13 protein-coding genes and 1 riboswitch are annotated in these 15,813 nt (G+C 68.3%); of the genes, 5 read left to right on the top strand and 8 right to left on the bottom strand.

The window, feature by feature from the left end:
* Positions 1-38 precede the first annotated feature (38 nt).
* From pyrF to ACVCMI_RS15030, 5 genes are all read right to left on the bottom strand, one after another.
* Positions 39-851, bottom strand: a complete 813-nt coding sequence (gene pyrF, locus ACVCMI_RS15050; RefSeq protein WP_447098276.1) for an orotidine-5'-phosphate decarboxylase — start codon at positions 849-851, stop codon at positions 39-41.
* Positions 852-958: 107 nt separating this feature from the next.
* Positions 959-2,626 (bottom strand): energy-dependent translational throttle protein EttA, encoded by a 1,668-nt coding sequence (gene ettA / locus ACVCMI_RS15045; RefSeq protein ID WP_447098277.1) that lies wholly within the window; start codon positions 2,624-2,626, stop codon positions 959-961.
* Between the two features lie 100 nt (positions 2,627-2,726).
* Complete coding sequence (locus tag ACVCMI_RS15040) at positions 2,727-3,344, bottom strand: TetR family transcriptional regulator (protein ID WP_447098278.1); 618 nt, start codon at positions 3,342-3,344, stop codon at positions 2,727-2,729.
* Positions 3,341-4,231, bottom strand: a complete 891-nt coding sequence (locus tag ACVCMI_RS15035) for an NmrA family NAD(P)-binding protein (RefSeq protein WP_447098279.1) — start codon at positions 4,229-4,231, stop codon at positions 3,341-3,343. The genes ACVCMI_RS15040 and ACVCMI_RS15035 overlap by 4 nt, the downstream gene beginning before the upstream one ends.
* Positions 4,232-4,262: 31 nt before the next feature.
* Positions 4,263-5,258: an aldo/keto reductase gene (locus tag ACVCMI_RS15030; protein ID WP_447098280.1), complete on the bottom strand. Its 996-nt coding sequence runs from the start codon at positions 5,256-5,258 to the stop codon at positions 4,263-4,265.
* Between the two features lie 169 nt (positions 5,259-5,427).
* Here ACVCMI_RS15030 and glyA point away from each other — a divergent pair, with 169 nt between their 5' ends.
* From glyA to ribD, 3 genes are all read left to right on the top strand, one after another.
* A complete protein-coding gene (gene glyA / locus ACVCMI_RS15025) occupies positions 5,428-6,681 on the top strand; it encodes a serine hydroxymethyltransferase (RefSeq protein WP_447098281.1) in 1,254 nt (417 codons plus the stop codon).
* Between the two features lie 93 nt (positions 6,682-6,774).
* Positions 6,775-7,284, top strand: coding sequence for a transcriptional regulator NrdR (gene nrdR, locus ACVCMI_RS15020; RefSeq protein ID WP_395119928.1), 510 nt, complete (start codon positions 6,775-6,777; stop codon positions 7,282-7,284).
* 150 nt (positions 7,285-7,434) lie between these two features.
* On the top strand, positions 7,435-8,499 hold the full coding sequence (gene ribD, locus ACVCMI_RS15015; RefSeq protein WP_447098282.1) for a bifunctional diaminohydroxyphosphoribosylaminopyrimidine deaminase/5-amino-6-(5-phosphoribosylamino)uracil reductase RibD: 1,065 nt from the start codon (positions 7,435-7,437) through the stop codon (positions 8,497-8,499).
* Positions 8,500-8,545: 46 nt separating this feature from the next.
* On the opposite strand, the gene ACVCMI_RS15010 is transcribed toward ribD, so the two are convergent.
* Positions 8,546-9,736, bottom strand: a complete 1,191-nt coding sequence (locus ACVCMI_RS15010) for a hypothetical protein (RefSeq protein WP_447098283.1) — start codon at positions 9,734-9,736, stop codon at positions 8,546-8,548.
* A gap of 109 nt (positions 9,737-9,845) precedes the next feature.
* Positions 9,846-10,020, top strand: a riboswitch (FMN riboswitch).
* Positions 10,021-10,148: 128 nt separating this feature from the next.
* Here ACVCMI_RS15010 and ACVCMI_RS15005 point away from each other — a divergent pair.
* Entirely contained in the window at positions 10,149-10,790 is a 642-nt protein-coding gene (locus ACVCMI_RS15005) for a riboflavin synthase (protein ID WP_447098284.1), read from the top strand.
* Positions 10,791-10,922: 132 nt separating this feature from the next.
* Complete coding sequence (ribB, locus tag ACVCMI_RS15000; RefSeq protein WP_447098285.1) at positions 10,923-12,014, top strand: 3,4-dihydroxy-2-butanone-4-phosphate synthase; 1,092 nt, start codon at positions 10,923-10,925, stop codon at positions 12,012-12,014.
* Between the two features lie 93 nt (positions 12,015-12,107).
* Here the strand turns inward: ribB and ACVCMI_RS14995 are convergent, their stop codons facing one another.
* Together ACVCMI_RS14995 and ACVCMI_RS14990 are read right to left on the bottom strand one after the other, a co-directional pair.
* Positions 12,108-13,595: an MFS transporter gene (locus ACVCMI_RS14995; protein ID WP_447098286.1), complete on the bottom strand. Its 1,488-nt coding sequence runs from the start codon at positions 13,593-13,595 to the stop codon at positions 12,108-12,110.
* On the bottom strand, positions 13,592-15,784 hold the full coding sequence (locus tag ACVCMI_RS14990; RefSeq protein ID WP_447098287.1) for a Six-hairpin glycosidase-like protein: 2,193 nt from the start codon (positions 15,782-15,784) through the stop codon (positions 13,592-13,594). The genes ACVCMI_RS14995 and ACVCMI_RS14990 overlap by 4 nt, the downstream gene beginning before the upstream one ends.
* Between the last annotated feature and the right edge of the window lie 29 nt (positions 15,785-15,813).

Here is a 15,813-nt window from a genome sequence, read left to right as displayed (position 1 = left end):
GCCGGTCGCTTCGCGTCCTGATGCGAGAGTGACGCCGCTCAGCGGCAGCGGTTGATCGCCCCGCGCAGCTCGCTGGCGGCGGCGCGCGCGGCGGCGGCGAAGTCCTCGCCGGAGCCGGCGTAGATGATGCCGCGCGAGGAGTTGATCATCAGGCCGAGGCCCTCGCGGGTGCGGCCCGCGTGCATCACCGCCTCGATGTCGCCGCCCTGCGCGCCGATACCCGGCACCAGCAATGGCATGTCGCCGATCAGTGCACGTACCTGGCGGATTTCCTCGGGCCAGGTGGCACCGGTCACCAGCGCGCAGTTGCCGTGCGCATTCCAGTCGCGGGCGATGGTTTCGGCTACGCGCAGGTAGAGCGGTTGCCCGCCGCAATCCAGTGCCTGGAAATCCGCACCGCCGGGGTTGGAGGTGCGGCAGAGCAGGATCACGCCCTTGTCGGCACGATCGAGGAACGGCTGGATCGAATCGCGGCCCAGATAGGGGTTCAAGGTCACCGCGTCGGCGCGATAGCGCTCGAATGCTTCGGTGGCGTAGTGCTGCGCGGTGGAACCGATGTCGCCGCGCTTGGCGTCGAGGATCACCGGCACGCCGGGATGCTGCGCATGAATGTGCGCGATCAGCCGCTCCAGCGTTTCCTCCGCACGCAGCGCGGCGAAATGCGCGATCTGCGGCTTGAACGCGCAGATCAGGTCGGCGGTGGCGTCGACGATGGCGCGGCAGAAATCGAACACCGCGTCGGGCGTGTCACGCAGATGCGCGGGGAATTTCGTCGGTTCCGGATCGAGGCCGACGCAGACCAGCGAGTCGTTGCGGGTCCAGGCTTGCTGCAGTGACTGCATGAAGTGCATCGGGATCTCCGTTCGAGAAACGAGTGAAGAAGAGTGAGAAACGAGAGAAGGCGGGTTCGTCGACGCTTTATCTCTCTTTTCTCACTCCTCTCCACTCACTCCTGCTCTCAGGCCAGCTTCTTGTACTTCACCCGGTGCGGCCGCGCGCCTTCCTCGCCGAGGCGGCGCTTCTTGTCGGCCTCGTACTCGTTGTAGTTGCCGGGGAAGAACTCGACGTGCGAGTCGCCCTCGAACGCGATGATGTGGGTGGCGATGCGGTCGAGGAACCAGCGGTCATGCGAGATCACGATCGCCGAGCCGGGGAATTCCAGCAGGGCATCTTCCAGCGCGCGCAGGGTTTCCACGTCCAGGTCGTTGGACGGCTCGTCGAGCAGCAGCACGTTGCCGCCCTGCAGCAGGGTCTTGGCCATGTGCAGGCGGCCGCGCTCGCCGCCGGACAGGCTGCCGACGATCTTCTGCTGGTCAGTGCCCTTGAAGTTGAAGCGGCCGATGTAGGCGCGCGACTGGATCTCGAAGTTGCCGATGGTGAGGATGTCCGAGCCGCCGGACACCTCCTGCCACACGTTGTTCTTCGGGTCGAGCGCGTCGCGCGACTGGTCGACGTAGGCGAGCTTGGTGGTGTGGCCCAGCTTCACCTCGCCCGAGTCCGGCGTCTCCTTGCCCATGATCATCTTCATCATGGTGGACTTGCCGGCGCCGTTCGGGCCGATCACGCCGATGATCGCGCCCGGCGGCACCTTGAACGACAGGTCCTCGATCAGCACGCGGTCGCCGAACGACTTGGTGACGTTCTTGAACTCGATCACCTCCTGGCCCAGCCGCTCGCCCGGCGGGATGAAGATCTCATTGGTCTCGTTGCGGCGCTGGTAGTCGACCGAGTTAAGTTCCTCGAAGCGGGCCAAGCGGGCCTTGCCCTTGGACTGGCGGCCCTTGGCGGCCGAGCGCACCCACTCCAGCTCCTTGGCGATCGCCTTCTGGCGCGACTTCTCCTGGTTGGCTTCCTGCTTCAGGCGCTGGTCCTTCTGCTCCAGCCACTCGGTGTAGTTGCCCTTCCACGGGATGCCGCGGCCGCGGTCGAGTTCGAGGATCCACTCGGCGGCGTTGTCGAGGAAGTAGCGGTCATGGGTGACTGCCACCACGGTGCCGGGATAGTCGTGCAGGAATTTTTCCAGCCAGTCCACCGATTCGGCGTCCAGGTGGTTGGTCGGCTCGTCCAGCAGCAGCATGTCCGGCTTGGACAGCAGCAGGCGGCACAGCGCCACGCGGCGCTTCTCGCCGCCGGAGAGCGGGCCGATCTTCGCATCCCACGGCGGCAGTCGCAGCGCGTCGGCGGCCACCTCGAGCTGGCGCTCCAGCGCGTGGGCATCGTTGGCGGCCAGCAGGTTTTCCAGCTTCTCCTGCTCCTTGGCCAGCGCGTCGAAATCGGCACCGTCTTCGGCATAGGCGGCGTAGACCTCTTCGAGCCGTTTCTGCGCATCGAGGATTTCGGCCACGCCTTCCTCGACCACTTCGCGCACGGTCTTGTCCGGGTTCAGATCCGGCTCCTGCGCCAGATAGCCGACCTTGGTGCCGGGCTGCGCGCGCGCCTCGCCCTGGAAGTCGGTGTCCACGCCGGCCATGATGCGCAGCACGGTGGACTTGCCCGCGCCGTTGACGCCGAGCAGGCCGATCTTCGCGCCGGGGAAGAAGCTGAGCGAAATGTCCTTGATGATCTGGCGCTTCGGCGGGACGATCTTGCTGACCCCGTTCATGGTGTAGATGTACTGCGAGCTCATGCAACCTCCGAAGGCGAGCGCCCCGCCGCCGGGAGCACCGGCACGGGGAGGGAATTCGACAAACCACGCATTATAGCGGCTTGCGCCGGCGTTACGCCGTTCAGCGCGCCGGTTTGCGCCGCCGTGGCGCAGCGGGCGCCGGGGCCAGGCCGGCCAGCAACAGGTCGAGCAGCTGCGTGAACGCGGCATCCTCGCCGGGCTGGTCCCACAGGTGCGAGAGGCCCGGGTAGTGGAAGCGCGCGGTGGCGTCGAACAGTGCCCGTGCGGCAGCGGGTGGATCGAGCGGGCGGAAATCGCCGCTGGCCACGCCGGCGGCAAGGATCGAGGCGATCTGCTGCTGCATGCGCGCCTTGTGCTCGGCGATGGCGTCGCCCGCCTCCGCCGCCAGCGCGCTGTAGGTGGCGAACAGCTCGGGGTCGCCCAGCACGTTGTCGCGCTTGGTCTGGCGCAGCGCGGTGAACCACTGGCGCAGGCGTGCCGGCGGTGGCGTGCGGCTGTTGGCGATCGCCTGCAGCGGCGCCATCGACCGTGCCAGCCAGCCCTGCAGGACCGCCTCGCGCAGCGCCGCCTTGCTGGCGAAATGCCGGTACACGCTGCCATGGCTGACCCCGAGCGCCTGCGCCACGTCGACCACGGTCGCCTTGCCGGGGCCATAGCGTCGCAGCACGTCTTCGGCAGCGGCAAGGATGCGTTCGGGCGTGAGTACGGAGTCGTTCATGCCGCCGATTCAAGCACATCGAGCGTGGCACAGACGAGTTCGTCCGCCACGTAACCCAGCGGGATGCGGCCGCAGACGTGTTCCGTCGCGCGCTTCTCGAACGCGATCCAGCCGCTGTTGAAGCCGTCCAGCATGGCGACGTGCCCGGCGATGCGGTCCGCCGGCATGCCTTCGTCAGCGAAGCGCGTTGCCCATTGGTCGCGCGGTATCGCGGTCGTCTCGATGTCGTGCTCCAGCACCGCGGCGAACGACTGCGCCATGTCGAGCGGGCTGTAGCGCCGCGGCCCTTCGACCTCGATCAACCGGCGACCGAACCAGGTTTCCTCCAGCGTGCTGGCGACGGTGCGGCCGACGTCGTCGGTGGAGACCATCGGTATCGCCCGATCGAGCGGCGACAGGAAACTTTCCAGATGGCCTTCGAGTTGCGCAGGCACCACGTGCCGGCTCAGGTTCTCCATGAACCAGGCGGCGCGCACGTGGGCGCGGGGCAGGGGCAGCGCGTCCAGCGCTTGCTCCAGCAGGTGCAGGGGAGTGAGCAAGCCCAGGTCGCGCGCGTGCTGTGCGCCGATGGAGGACAGCGCCACCACTTTCGCTGGCGTGGCTTTGCGCAGGGCGCTGGCCAGTGCGGCGATCATGGCGCGCGATTCGGCGAAGTCGGAACCGGGTGCGAGACTGGCCGGCAACGCGACGAACACGCCCTCGGTTCCGGCAAATGCCGCGGCCAGTGCCTCCGCTCCCTCGGCGACCGCGAGGTCGACGCCGCGCACGGCTCGGGCCGCGGCCTTGTCCTTGCCGCGCACGATGCCGCGCACGCGCTGGCCGCGCTCCAGCAGGTATTTCGCGGCCGCGCTGCCGACCTGGCCGGTGATGTCCATGATGGCGTACATGTCGGATCTCCTCGTCGAGCGGAAAGGTGGTTCAGCGTTCGCTGTCGAGCATCGCCATCTGGGTGGCGGCGTAGCGCTCGCCCGCGGCGGCATCCGATGGCACGGCGCGCTCGATCGCGGCGAGGTCGTCCGCGCCCAGCGTGACGGTCAGCGCCCCCAGCGCCTCGGCCAGGCGTTCGCGGGTGCGCGAGCCGACCAGCGGCACGATGTCGTCGCCACGCGCCAGCACCCAGGCGATCGCCAGTTGCGCCACGCTGCAGCCGCGTGCCTCGGCCAAGCCGCGCAGCAGGTCGACCAGCTGCAGGTTGTGTTCGAGGTTGTCGCCCTGGAAGCGCGGGCTGTGCTGGCGGAAGTCGCGCGCGTCGGTGCCGCGATCCTTCGCCCAGTGGCCGCTGATCAGGCCGCGCGACAACACGCCGTAGGCGGTGACGGCGATGCCCAGCTCGCGGCACGCCGGCAGGATCGCCTGCTCGATGCCGCGGGAGATCAGCGAGTACTCGATCTGCAGGTCGGCCACCGGCAGCACGGCATGTGCACGGCGGATGGTTTCCACGCCAACTTCGGACAGGCCGAGATGGCGCACGTAGCCGGCCTGCACCAGCTCGGCGATGGCGCCCGCGGTGTCCTCGATCGGCACGTTCGGATCGAGCCGCGCGGGGCGATAGACGTCGATGCAGTCAGTGCGCAGGCGCCTGAGCGAATACGCCAGCGCCGTCTTCACTGCCGCCGGGCGCGCGTCGTAGCCGAGCCACGCGCCGTCCGGCCCGCGCTGGGCGCCGAACTTCACGCTGAGCTGGTAGCTGTCGCGCGGGCGGCCGGCCAGCGCCTCGCCAAGCAGCAGCTCGTTGTGGCCCATGCCGTAGAAATCGCCGGTGTCGAGCAGGGTGACGCCGGCGTCCAGCGCGGCATGCACGGTGGCGATGCTTTCGCTGCGATCAGTGTCGCCGTAGAAGTCCGACATGCCCATGCAGCCGAGGCCGGGGGCGGAAACCTGCGGGCCGCTGCGGCCCAGGGTGCGGTGTTTCATGGGGTGTGCCGGTTCGGGGGAGTGGGAATAGTAGATATTTGAATGACAGATTTCAATATCTGTCATTCAAATATTCATCCTGCGCCGGGTCGGCGGCGTGTCGGTGGCCGGAAATGCCGGCCGGGGCTACAATTTCCGACTTGCCCACCCGCCATTTCACGAGGCCAGAATGTTCCCCAAGGACTGCACGATTGCCGGTTACGACGACGAACTGGCCCAGGCCATCGCCCACGAGGGCCAGCGCCAGGAAGATCACGTCGAGCTGATCGCCTCGGAAAACTACGCCAGCCCGCGGGTGATGGAAGCGCAGGGCTCCAAGCTCACCAACAAGTATGCCGAGGGCTATCCCGGCAAGCGCTACTACGGCGGCTGCGAGTACGTGGACGTGGCCGAGAAGCTGGCGATCGAGCGGCTCAAGCAGCTCTTCGACTGCGACTACGCCAACGTGCAGCCGCACTCCGGTTCGCAGGCGAACCAGGCGGTGTACCTGGCGCTGCTGCAGCCGGGCGACACCATCCTGGGCATGTCGCTCGCGCATGGCGGCCATCTCACCCACGGCGCCAAGGTCAACATCTCCGGCAAGCTGTTCAACGCGGTGCAGTATGGCGTCGACGAGAACGGCCTGATCGACTACGACGAGTTGCAGCGCCTGGCCACCGAACACCGGCCGAAGATGCTGGTCGGCGGCTTCAGCGCCTACTCGCAGGTGGTCGACTGGGCGCGCATGCGCCGGATCGCCGATTCGGTCGGCGCGCTGTTCTTCGTCGACATGGCCCACGTCGCCGGCCTGGTCGCCGCCGGCGTCTATCCGAGCCCGCTGCCGCACGCGCACGTGGTCACCTCGACCACCCACAAGACCCTGCGCGGCCCGCGCGGCGGCATCATCGTGAGCAGGGGCGCGGGCGAGGAGATCGAGAAGAAGCTGCAGTCGATCGTGTTCCCCGGCATCCAGGGCGGCCCGCTGATGCACGTGATCGCGGCCAAGGCGGTGGCGTTCAAGGAAGCGCTGGAACCGGCGTTCAAGGAGTACCAGACGCAGGTGGTGAAGAACGCCAAGGCAATGGCGAAGACCTTCATCGAACGCGGCTACAAGATCGTCTCCGGCGGCACCGAGAACCACCTGATGCTGGTCGACATGATCGGCAAGCCGATCACCGGCAAGGACGCCGAGGCCGCGCTGGGCAAGGCGCACATCACGGTCAACAAGAACGCCGTGCCGAACGACCCGCAAAAGCCCTTCGTCACCTCCGGCCTGCGCGTAGGCACCCCCGCCGCCACCACCCGCGGTTACAAGGAAGCCGACTGCGTGGCCCTGGCCGGCTGGATCTGCGACGTGCTCGACGCCCCGAACGACGCCGCCGTGATCGCCCGCGTGCGCGACGCGGTGACGGCGCAGTGCCGCAAATTCCCGGTCTACGGCTGAGCGAGAAGTGGGTGAAGAGGAGTGAGAGGTGAGAGATAGTCGGCGTTGATGCTGTTCTCTCGTTACTCACTTCTCTACCCTCATTCCTGACCCATGCATTGCCCCTTCTGCCAGCACGAAGACACGCGCGTGATCGACTCGCGCCTGACCGAGGACGGTTCGACCGTGCGGCGGCGGCGCGAGTGTCCGCAGTGCGGCGAGCGCTTCAACACGTTCGAGACGGCCGAGCTGAAGTTGCCGGCGATCGTGAAGAGCGGCGAGCGGCGCGAGACCTTCGACGAGCGCAAGTTGCGGGTGAGTTTCGAGCGGGCGTTGCAGAAGCGGCCGGTGGCCAGTGATGCGGTGGACGCGGCGGTGCGGGCGATCGTCAACGACCTGCGCCGCAGCGGCGAACGCGAGGTGCCTTCGCGCCAGGTCGGCGAGCTGGTGATGCGCGAGCTGAAGAACCTCGACCAGGTCGCCTACGTGCGTTTCGCCTCGGTCTACCGCAAGTTCGAGGACGTGCACGCGTTCCGCGAGGAGATCGAGAAGCTGGAACGCGACCTGCCGGGCCTGTCCGATCTGCAGCTTCCCCTGCTCGGTGGCGGTACGCGCAAACCGTAGGAGCCCGCTGGCGGGCGATGCTCCCGTTTCTCCGATTCCCCAATTCACCGTCCCGAGCTTGTCGAAAGGCCGATTCCCGGCCAAGAGCATCGCCCGCCAGCGGGCCCGTACAATCGACGCATGGCATTTTCAGGCACTGACCACCTCCACATGGCGCACGCGCTGCGCCTGGCCGAGCGCGGCCTGTACACCACCCAGCCGAATCCGCGCGTGGGCTGCGTGATCGCGCATGGCGACGAGGTGATCGGTACCGGCTTTCATCAGCGCGCCGGCGAGCCGCACGCGGAGGTACATGCGTTGCGCGAGGCGGGCGCGCGGGCGCGGGGCGCCACCGCCTACGTGACCCTGGAGCCGTGCGCACACCATGGACGTACGCCGCCATGCGCCGATGCGCTGGTGGCTGCCGGCGTGGCGCGGGTGGTGATTGCCGCGGAAGATCCGTTTCCGCAGGTGGCCGGTCGCGGTATCGACAAGTTGCGCGCCGCCGGCGTTGCGGTCGAAACCGGCCTGCTGCGCAGGCCGGCGCGCGAGTTGAACTGCGGCTTCCTCGGCCGTCTCGAACGCGGCCGCCCGTTCGTGCGGGTGAAGCTGGCGATGAGCCTGGACGGGCGCACCGCACTGGCCAGTGGCGAGTCGAAGTGGATCACCGGCGATGCGGCGCGCCTGGACGTGCAGCGCTGGCGCGCGCGCAGCTCGGCAATCCTCACCGGCAGTGGCACGGTGCTGGCGGACGATCCGCGATTCACCGTCCGGTTGCCGCAGGACGAGGAGTTCATGCCGCCGCTGCGCGTGCTGCTGGATCGCCAACTGCGCACGCCCGCCGGCAGCCATGTGCTGGACGGCGCGGCGCCGACGCTGGTCCTGCATGGCGCTGCGGCAACGTGCGCAGACGATCGCTTTGCCCGGGCGGAACGCCTTGCGGTGGCGACACGAGACCACGGACTCGACCTGCCCGCCGTGCTCGCCCTGCTGGCCGGACGCGGCTGCAACGAGGTGCACGTCGAAGCCGGCCCGACCCTGTGCGGTGCGCTGTTCGCGGCCGGCCTGGTCGACGAACTGCTGCTCTATGTCGCGCCCTTGCTGCTGGGCGACAGCGCGCGGTCGCTGCTGCAGTTGCCGTCGCTGGCCGACATGGCATCGCGCTGGCAGTTGCAGGTGGTCGACCAGCGCATGCTCGGTCCGGATATCCGCTTGCGCCTGCGCCCGCCGGCCTGACGCGCTCACGCACGTCGCCCGCTCGCCAACATGCGCACAGCGTCACTCAGGGCAAGCCGGGCCGGAGCCGCCCCGGGTGCCGGCGCACCGTCTCCCACGGCAGCACCGACCAGTCGTCGTTGGCTTCGCACACGCGCGCGGCGCGAGCGTAGGAGGGGCCGATGAACAAGCCCTTCGGTGTCATGTGCCAGCTCACGAACTGCCACACGCCGGGGTCGTCGTAGCCGCAATCGTCTTCGCCGCCGGTGGCCGTCGTCTCCTGCGGATAGAGCTGCCGCCATTGACGCGCCAGCCAGGGCGCCAGGTGCTGCTCGCGGTAATCCGACCACGCCTCGAAGCTGGCCGAGCCGGGTGCGGGGTTGCCGTCGGCGTCTGTGGCGTAGTGCAGCGGCTTGCCCTTGCCCAGCCACAGGATGTCTTCCAGCTCCAGCGTCCGGGCGGTGTGTGCGTCGAGGTTGATCGCCGCATCGCCGAAGTCCGGATGGGCGCCGCCGCAGTAGTAATTGGTGAACACGCTGACGCTGACGAGGTTCGCCGTGAGCAGGCGCGGCGTCACCGTCTGCTCGTAATCGCCTTCGTTGAAGTGGTTGAACATGCAGTCGTAGTAGCTGCCGGTTTCCCGCCACATCCGGTCCATCAGCACCTGGTTGATGCGCGCAAGCTCGGCGGGCGGGTACCCGTCCAGGATCTCGAAGAACGCGATGCCGGCGTCGGGCACGCGCCACCACTGCAGGGCATGGCCCATGAAGGTTTCGCGCTGGCCGGCCTGTGGCTTGAGGCCGGCCAGGCGCAGGTAGTCGTAGCGGTCGCTCGCATGGAGCTGCTTCAGCCAGGGCGGCGTATCGGCGGGGGGCGGCGCCACCGTGGCCGGGTGCAGGGCGACCGGCAGGGTCGTTCCCTTGTCGTCCTGCCATTGGCCGCGCCAGCCACCGTCGGCTTGCCGGTCCAGCGCGATGCGCGGGCCGTTGGCGTCGGCGTCCCAGCCTTCGCGCAGTTGCAGGTGACCGTTGCTGGCCGGCGCGCCCGACAAGGCGATGTCGCGGTGGTGGCGCACGTAGAAGTAGCGGCCGGCCGTGGCGGCGTCGTCGCCGGGGGTGAGTTGCAGCACGATGGCCTGCCGGCCCAGCGTGCCGGTGTAGACGTCGGCCGGCGCCTCGCCGGCGCGCGCGTGGGCCAGCCAGAACATGGCCGGCAGGATGGCGAGCCACGTCGACCAGTCGCGTCGATGCTTGCGCATGGAAACCTCCTTGGCAGGGACGGACATGATGCCGCAGCGGGCGGGCAAACGGCTGGCGCGCGAGTGGCGCATGGCGGGCGTGTTAGAATCCGGCGGCCGGTTCATCGGCAAACGTCTTCAGGGCGGGGCGAAATTCCCCACCGGCGGTAGGTTCCTCGGAACGAGCCCGCGAGCGCTCCCGGCAGCATCGGGAGGTCAGCAGATCCGGTCCGATGCCGGAGCCGACGGTCCAGGTTGTTCCGGTTCGCCGGTGCGGCCCACAGTCCGGATGAAAGAAGACGGCCAGGCGGATGGCAGCGATGCCATGCGTCTGCCTCATGCCTTGGGGCGTTCTCGCTTTCCGACGCGGAGAACGTTTCATGCCTGTCATCGTTTCAGTCTCGCTTGCCATCTCCCCCCGGGAGGTGTGCTGATGTTCACCGGCATCATCCAGACCGTGGGACGCGTTGTGCGACTCGAACCGCGCGGCGGTGACGTGCGCCTGCACGTCGATACCGCCGACCTCGACCTCACCGACGTGCAGCTCGGCGACTCGATCGCCGTCTCCGGCGTGTGTCTCACTGCGATCACGCTGGATGCGCGCGGCTTCAGCGCCGATGTTTCCAACGAGACGCTGTCGCTGACGTCGCTGGGCCAGTTGAAGCCCGGCGATCCGGTGAATCTCGAAAAGGCACTGCGCGTGGCCGACCGGCTCGGTGGGCATCTGGTCTCCGGCCATGTCGACGGGCTGGGCAGGGTGGTCTCGATCACGCCCGATGGCCGCTCGCAGCGCTGGACGTTCGAAGTGCCCGCCGCCCTGTCGCGCTACATCGCCGCGAAAGGCTCGATCTGCATCGACGGCACCAGCCTCACCGTCAACGAAGTCGCCGGCCATCGCTTCGGCGTCAACCTGATCCCGCACACGGTCGAGCACACGGCGTTCCACGCGCGCCGCGCGGGTGATGCGGTGAACATCGAGGTGGACGTGATTGCACGCTATGTCGAGCGCCTGCTGGCCAGCGGCGAGGCGCCGAAGCTGGACGAGGCGTTCTTGAAACAGCACGGCTTTGCCTGAAGGCGAGAAGTGAGTGGGGAGGAGTGAGAAGTGAGAGAGAGCCGCAGCTTCGAGATGCCTTCTCTCACTTCTCACTCCTCTCCACTCACTCCCTGTCACTGCGATCAAATCAAAATTCCCCAGGACGTCCCCATGCCCTTCAACACCATCCCCGAAATCCTCGAAGACATCCGCGCCGGCCGCATGGTCGTGATCCTCGACGACGAGGACCGCGAGAACGAGGGTGACCTGATCATGGCCGCGCAGATGGTGCGGCCGGAAGACGTGAACTTCATGGTGCGCGAGGCGCGCGGCCTGCTGTGCCTCACGCTCACCGAGCAGCGCACGCGCCAGCTCGGGCTGCGGCCGATGGTGAGCGACAACACCTCGGTCTACCACACCAATTTCACCGTCTCGATCGAGGCGGCCGAGGGCGTCACCACCGGCATTTCGGCGCACGACCGCGCGCGCACCATCCAGGTGGCGGTGAAGTCCGATGCGAAGCCACAGGACCTGGCCCAGCCCGGCCACGTCTTTCCGCTCACCGCGCAACCGGGCGGCGTGCTGACCCGCGCCGGCCACACGGAGGCCGGCTGCGACCTGGCCGCGCTGGCCGGGTTGGAGCCGTCGGCGGTGCTGATCGAAGTGCTGCATGAAGACGGCTCGATGGCGCGTCGTCCCGAATTGGAAGTCTTTGCGGCCAGGCACGGCTTGAAGATCGGCTCGATCGCCGACCTGATCCGTTACCGGCTGGAAACCGAAAAGACCGTGCAGCGCGTACACGAGGAATCGGTGGAGACCGAGTTCGGCCCGTTCCGGCTGGTGGCGTACCGCGACGTGATCCGTCGCGGCCTGCACTACGCGCTGGTGCGCGGCACCGTGGACGACGGCTCGCCGGTGCTCTCGCGCGTGCACGTGCGCAATACCTTGTCCGACGTGCTGCATCTCAAGCGCGACGACCTCGGCCTCACCGTCACTTCGGCCTTGCGCCGCATCGCCGACGAGGGTCGCGGCGTGCTGCTGGTGCTCTCCGGCGAGGACACGCCGGAGGCCCTGCTCGCGCGGTTGCAGGGCAAGCCGGCGGCGCAGGCGCCGGAGGATGCGCAGCAGCAGGAGTGGCGCCAGCTTGGCCTCGGCGCGCAGATGCTGGCCGACCTCGGCGTGCACCGCCTGCGCGTGTTGGGTACGCCGCGCAAACTGGTGGGACTGGGCGGCTTCGGGCTTGAGGTGGTCGAGTACGTCTGACCCTTCCGACTCTCCGTGCAGGAGCCCGCTCGCGGGCGATAGCTCTTGCTCTTGCATATCCCGACTTCGAGAGCATCGCCCGCGAGCGGGCTCCTACGGGGCGGGCGAAGGCTTTCCGTCATCGATGGCGGGCTCGCGCACGCGCAGGGTGAACAGGCCGGCCACGAACAGGCTGGCACCGCCCAGCGCCAGCGCGTAGATCGGCTCGTCGTGGAAGCACAACCGCAGCAGCAGGCCGAGCACGCTGGCCGCCATCAGCTGCGGGATCACGATGAAGAAATTGAAGATGCCCATGTACACGCCCATCTTCTGCGCGGGCAGGTTGTCCGACAGCATCGCGTAGGGCAGCGACAGGATCGAGGCCCACGCCACGCCCACGCCGACCATCGACAGCAGCAGCCAGTCCGGGTCGCGAATGAACAGGAACGAGAGCAGCCCCGCGCCGCCCAGCCACAGGTTGACCAGGTGGCTCCAGCGCAGGCCGATGCGGCGCACCAGCAGCGGGATCGCGATCGCCGCCAGCGCGGCGAAGCCGTTGTACGCACCCATCAGCACGCCGACCCAGTTGGCGCCGGTGTTGTAGGCCACCGAATGCGGGTCGCTGCTGCCGAACTGCACGGCGGTTACCGCCGGGGTGGTGAAGATCCACATCGCGAACAGCGCGAACCACGAGAAGAACTGCACGATGGCGAGCCGCCGCATCGCATCCGGCATGCTGTAGAGATCGCCCATCACCTCGCGCAGCATGCCCTCTGTGCGGCTGAAGGCAAGCCAGGCGAACAGCGCGCCGAACACCAGCAGGCCGCCGGCCAGCACGTAGAGTTCCTTTTCGAGCGAGAAGTGCCGGATGGCCAGCCATACCAGCAGGCCGCCGACGATCAGCAGCAGGCCGGGCCGCCACGCGCGCGAGGCGTCCACGGGCATGGGCCTGGCGTCGTCGTCGAATTCGCGCAACTGCTCGGGCGGGTACTCCCGCGTGGAGAGCACGGTCCACAGCACCGTACCCATCAGCAGGGCGCCGCCGGCGTAGAAGGCGTATTTGACCGTGTCCGGAATCGCGCCATCCGGGGCGACGTTGCTGACGCCGACCTTGGTCAGCAGCCACGGCATCAGCGACGCCACTACCGCACCCACGCCGATGAACACGCTTTGCATGGAGAAGCCGCGCGGGCGCTGGTGCTCCGGCAACTGGTCGCCGACGAAGGCGCGGAACGGCTCCATCGACACGTTGAACGAGGCGTCCATGATCCACAGCAGCCCTGCAGCCACCCACAGCGTGGGTGAGTTCGGCATCGCCAGCAGGGCCAGCGTGGCGAGGATCGCGCCGGCCAGGAAATACGGCCGGCGACGGCCGAGCCGGTTCCAGGTGCGGTCGGAGTAGTGGCCGATGATCGGCTGCACGATCAGCCCGGTGAGCGGTGCGGCCACCCACAGGATCGGGATGTCGTTCACCTCGGCGCCGAGCGTCTGGAAGATCCGGCTGACGTTGGCGTTCTGCAATGCGAAGCCGAACTGGATGCCCAGGAAGCCGAAACACATGTTCCAGATCTGCCAGAACGACAGCTCGGGTTTCCTGCTCATGGGGTACGGGTTCCGTCCGCCAGCGGCGCAATGTGCAGGTCGTCGACCTCGGCCTGGTTCAACGGCCCGTCGATGCCGCCGGTACCGCCCGTGTAGTGCGCGAAGTGCTGCAGGTAGCTCATGTTGAGACCGTCCTCCAGCGCGAACGTGCAGCGCGCCTTGTCGGTGGCGCTGAAGCGGCCATGGGTGGATGGCTGGGTGGCCACGCTGTGCGGCATCACCAGCGGCACGCGCTGCGTGTCGCTGCCATCGCAGTTGATGAGCAGCCATTTCACCGCGGCGGTGACGCCGGTGTTGATCGGGCCGTTGGCGTTGCGGTAATCCGCCCACACGCGATAGCTGCCGGTGGCGGGCGCGATCCAGTGGCGCGGCCAGTCGCCGCCGGCCTGATCGACCGGGCCGACGCAGGTCGCCGGGCTGGGCAGGGATTCCAGGCCATGCGCATCGACGCGGGTGGCGCGCACGCAGGCGAGATCCTCGGTGCGGGCGAGCGTGCCGTGGCCGTCGATGGCACCGGCGCGCCGCCCGTTGACGTAGAGCTGCAGCTTCCCGTCGCCGTTGACGATCCAGCGATCGCCGTCGGCGGCCAGCGTCGGCGCGGCCGGGGCGATCGGCGCGTACAGCGGGGCGTCCATGCGCAGCGGCGGTGCGTCGGCCCGGATCGCCTTCAACGTCACGGTGGCATGCGTGCCTTGCGTGCGGATGCGATCGGCGACCAGCAGGTTGCCGTCACGCTTGGCCGGCAATTGCAGCGTGATCCGGCGACCGGGCAGGTCCAGGCTGATGGCGTTGCGCGCGCCGAACAGCATCGGCACCAGCGAGACAGGCAGCTTCGGTTGCACGCGGCCGTCTTCCTCCACGCCGAAAACGCCCTCGGTCACCACGTCCAGGTACGCCGCCACCGACCACAGCTGGCGCGGCGAATTGACCACCGGGCCGCTGAGCTTGCCCTCGTCCACGTGCTGGCCCTGGGTCAGCAGCTCGTAGTTTTCCATGTTGGAGCCGACCAGCGCCGCGCCGCGCATCACCGAGGTGATCTCGTGGGCGATGCGCGCCGGGTCGTTGACCGTGCGTGCGGCGCGCAGCGCGTAGGCGCTGACGAACGGCCAGATCGCGCGGTTGTGATAGATCGGCTGGTCGCTGCGTTCGGGCCAGATCACCGGGCTGCCGGCCGGCCAGCTCGGATAGTTCTCCAGGGTCTGGCGCGCGCGCTCGCCGTCGGCCACTCCGCTGGCGATCGCCAGCGAGATGCCGAGCAGGTCGTAGCTGTCCACCGGCGTGCCGTCGCCACCGATGTAGCTCATGTACATGCCGCGGTCGGCGCGCCAGAAGTGCAGGTTGATCGCCTGCTTCAGCGCCGCGGCCTGGGTGCGGTAGGTGTTCCTGGCGGTAGCCTGGTGATCGGCGCCGGCCTGCGCGGCGGCCAGTTGCAACGCCTCGTAGTGCAGCACGTTGGTCGACAGCGCGAACGATTGCCCGATGAAGGTCACCTCGTTGGCGGTCCACGCCGGGTAGGTCTGTTCGCGCCAGTCCAGGAACGAGGTCTCGCCGCGGTACAAGCCGAAATTGGCGTCGAACGCGTATTGCCGGTCCTGCGCCAGGGTGTCGCGCAGGGCCGTGCGCATCTTGTCGGCGAACGCGGCATCGTCCTGCAGGTGCCGCGCGGCGAGGAACCACACCACGCGATCCGTGCTGATCGGCCAGCTGCCGCCCGAGCCGGTGTCCTGCATCACGTACAGGCCCTGCGGCGCGGATGGTTCGCGCACGCCGGACAGCTTGAACTCCAGCCCGTTGCGCGCGCGGGCGCGGTCGAACCGCCACAGGCCGAGGTCGATCGCGTACGACAGGTCGCGCGTCCACACGTATGGCCACTTCAGCCCGGTCTCGAAGCAGTGGCAGGGAATCGGCGCGCCGTGGTCGAAGGCGCCGTCGCGGATCGCGCTCACCGAGTCCTGGCGCAGATCGTCCTGCGCCATCGCGTACAAGCCGTCGAACAGCGCACTGGCGGTATCGGCCTTGAACGGTTGCGGCGCAATCACCCGCTGCCCGAACGGCCAGTCCAGGGTGTAGGTGTCCTGCGCGTCACGCCGGATGCCCACGTGCACGCCGTGCCAGTCCAGCCCGTCATGCCATGCGGGCGCTTCCAGCGGCGCGCTGGCCATGGCGGCAGCCAGCATCAGGCCCAGCATGGCGAGAGCCTGGAAGTGTGGCGAGGGGT

It is taken from the genome of Rhodanobacter sp. UC4448_H15, assembly GCF_052978265.1.
This window is presented reverse-complemented; position numbering and strand designations above follow the sequence as displayed.

Excerpts from the sequence above, each read along its gene's own strand:
- pyrF (WP_447098276.1), bottom strand. The coding sequence starts at position 851 with ATGCACTTCATGCAGTCACTGCAGCAAGCCTGGACCCGCAACGACTCG.
- ettA (WP_447098277.1), bottom strand. The coding sequence starts at position 2,626 with ATGAGCTCGCAGTACATCTACACCATGAACGGGGTCAGCAAGATCGTC.
- ACVCMI_RS15040 (WP_447098278.1), bottom strand. The coding sequence starts at position 3,344 with ATGAACGACTCCGTACTCACGCCCGAACGCATCCTTGCCGCTGCCGAA.
- ACVCMI_RS15035 (WP_447098279.1), bottom strand. The coding sequence starts at position 4,231 with ATGTACGCCATCATGGACATCACCGGCCAGGTCGGCAGCGCGGCCGCG.
- ACVCMI_RS15030 (WP_447098280.1), bottom strand. The coding sequence starts at position 5,258 with ATGAAACACCGCACCCTGGGCCGCAGCGGCCCGCAGGTTTCCGCCCCC.
- glyA (WP_447098281.1), top strand. The coding sequence starts at position 5,428 with ATGTTCCCCAAGGACTGCACGATTGCCGGTTACGACGACGAACTGGCC.
- nrdR (WP_395119928.1), top strand. The coding sequence starts at position 6,775 with ATGCATTGCCCCTTCTGCCAGCACGAAGACACGCGCGTGATCGACTCG.
- ribD (WP_447098282.1), top strand. The coding sequence starts at position 7,435 with ATGGCGCACGCGCTGCGCCTGGCCGAGCGCGGCCTGTACACCACCCAG.
- ACVCMI_RS15010 (WP_447098283.1), bottom strand. The coding sequence starts at position 9,736 with ATGCGCAAGCATCGACGCGACTGGTCGACGTGGCTCGCCATCCTGCCG.
- ACVCMI_RS15005 (WP_447098284.1), top strand. The coding sequence starts at position 10,149 with ATGTTCACCGGCATCATCCAGACCGTGGGACGCGTTGTGCGACTCGAA.
- ribB (WP_447098285.1), top strand. The coding sequence starts at position 10,923 with ATGCCCTTCAACACCATCCCCGAAATCCTCGAAGACATCCGCGCCGGC.
- ACVCMI_RS14995 (WP_447098286.1), bottom strand. The coding sequence starts at position 13,595 with ATGAGCAGGAAACCCGAGCTGTCGTTCTGGCAGATCTGGAACATGTGT.
- ACVCMI_RS14990 (WP_447098287.1), bottom strand. The coding sequence starts at position 15,784 with ATGCTGGGCCTGATGCTGGCTGCCGCCATGGCCAGCGCGCCGCTGGAA.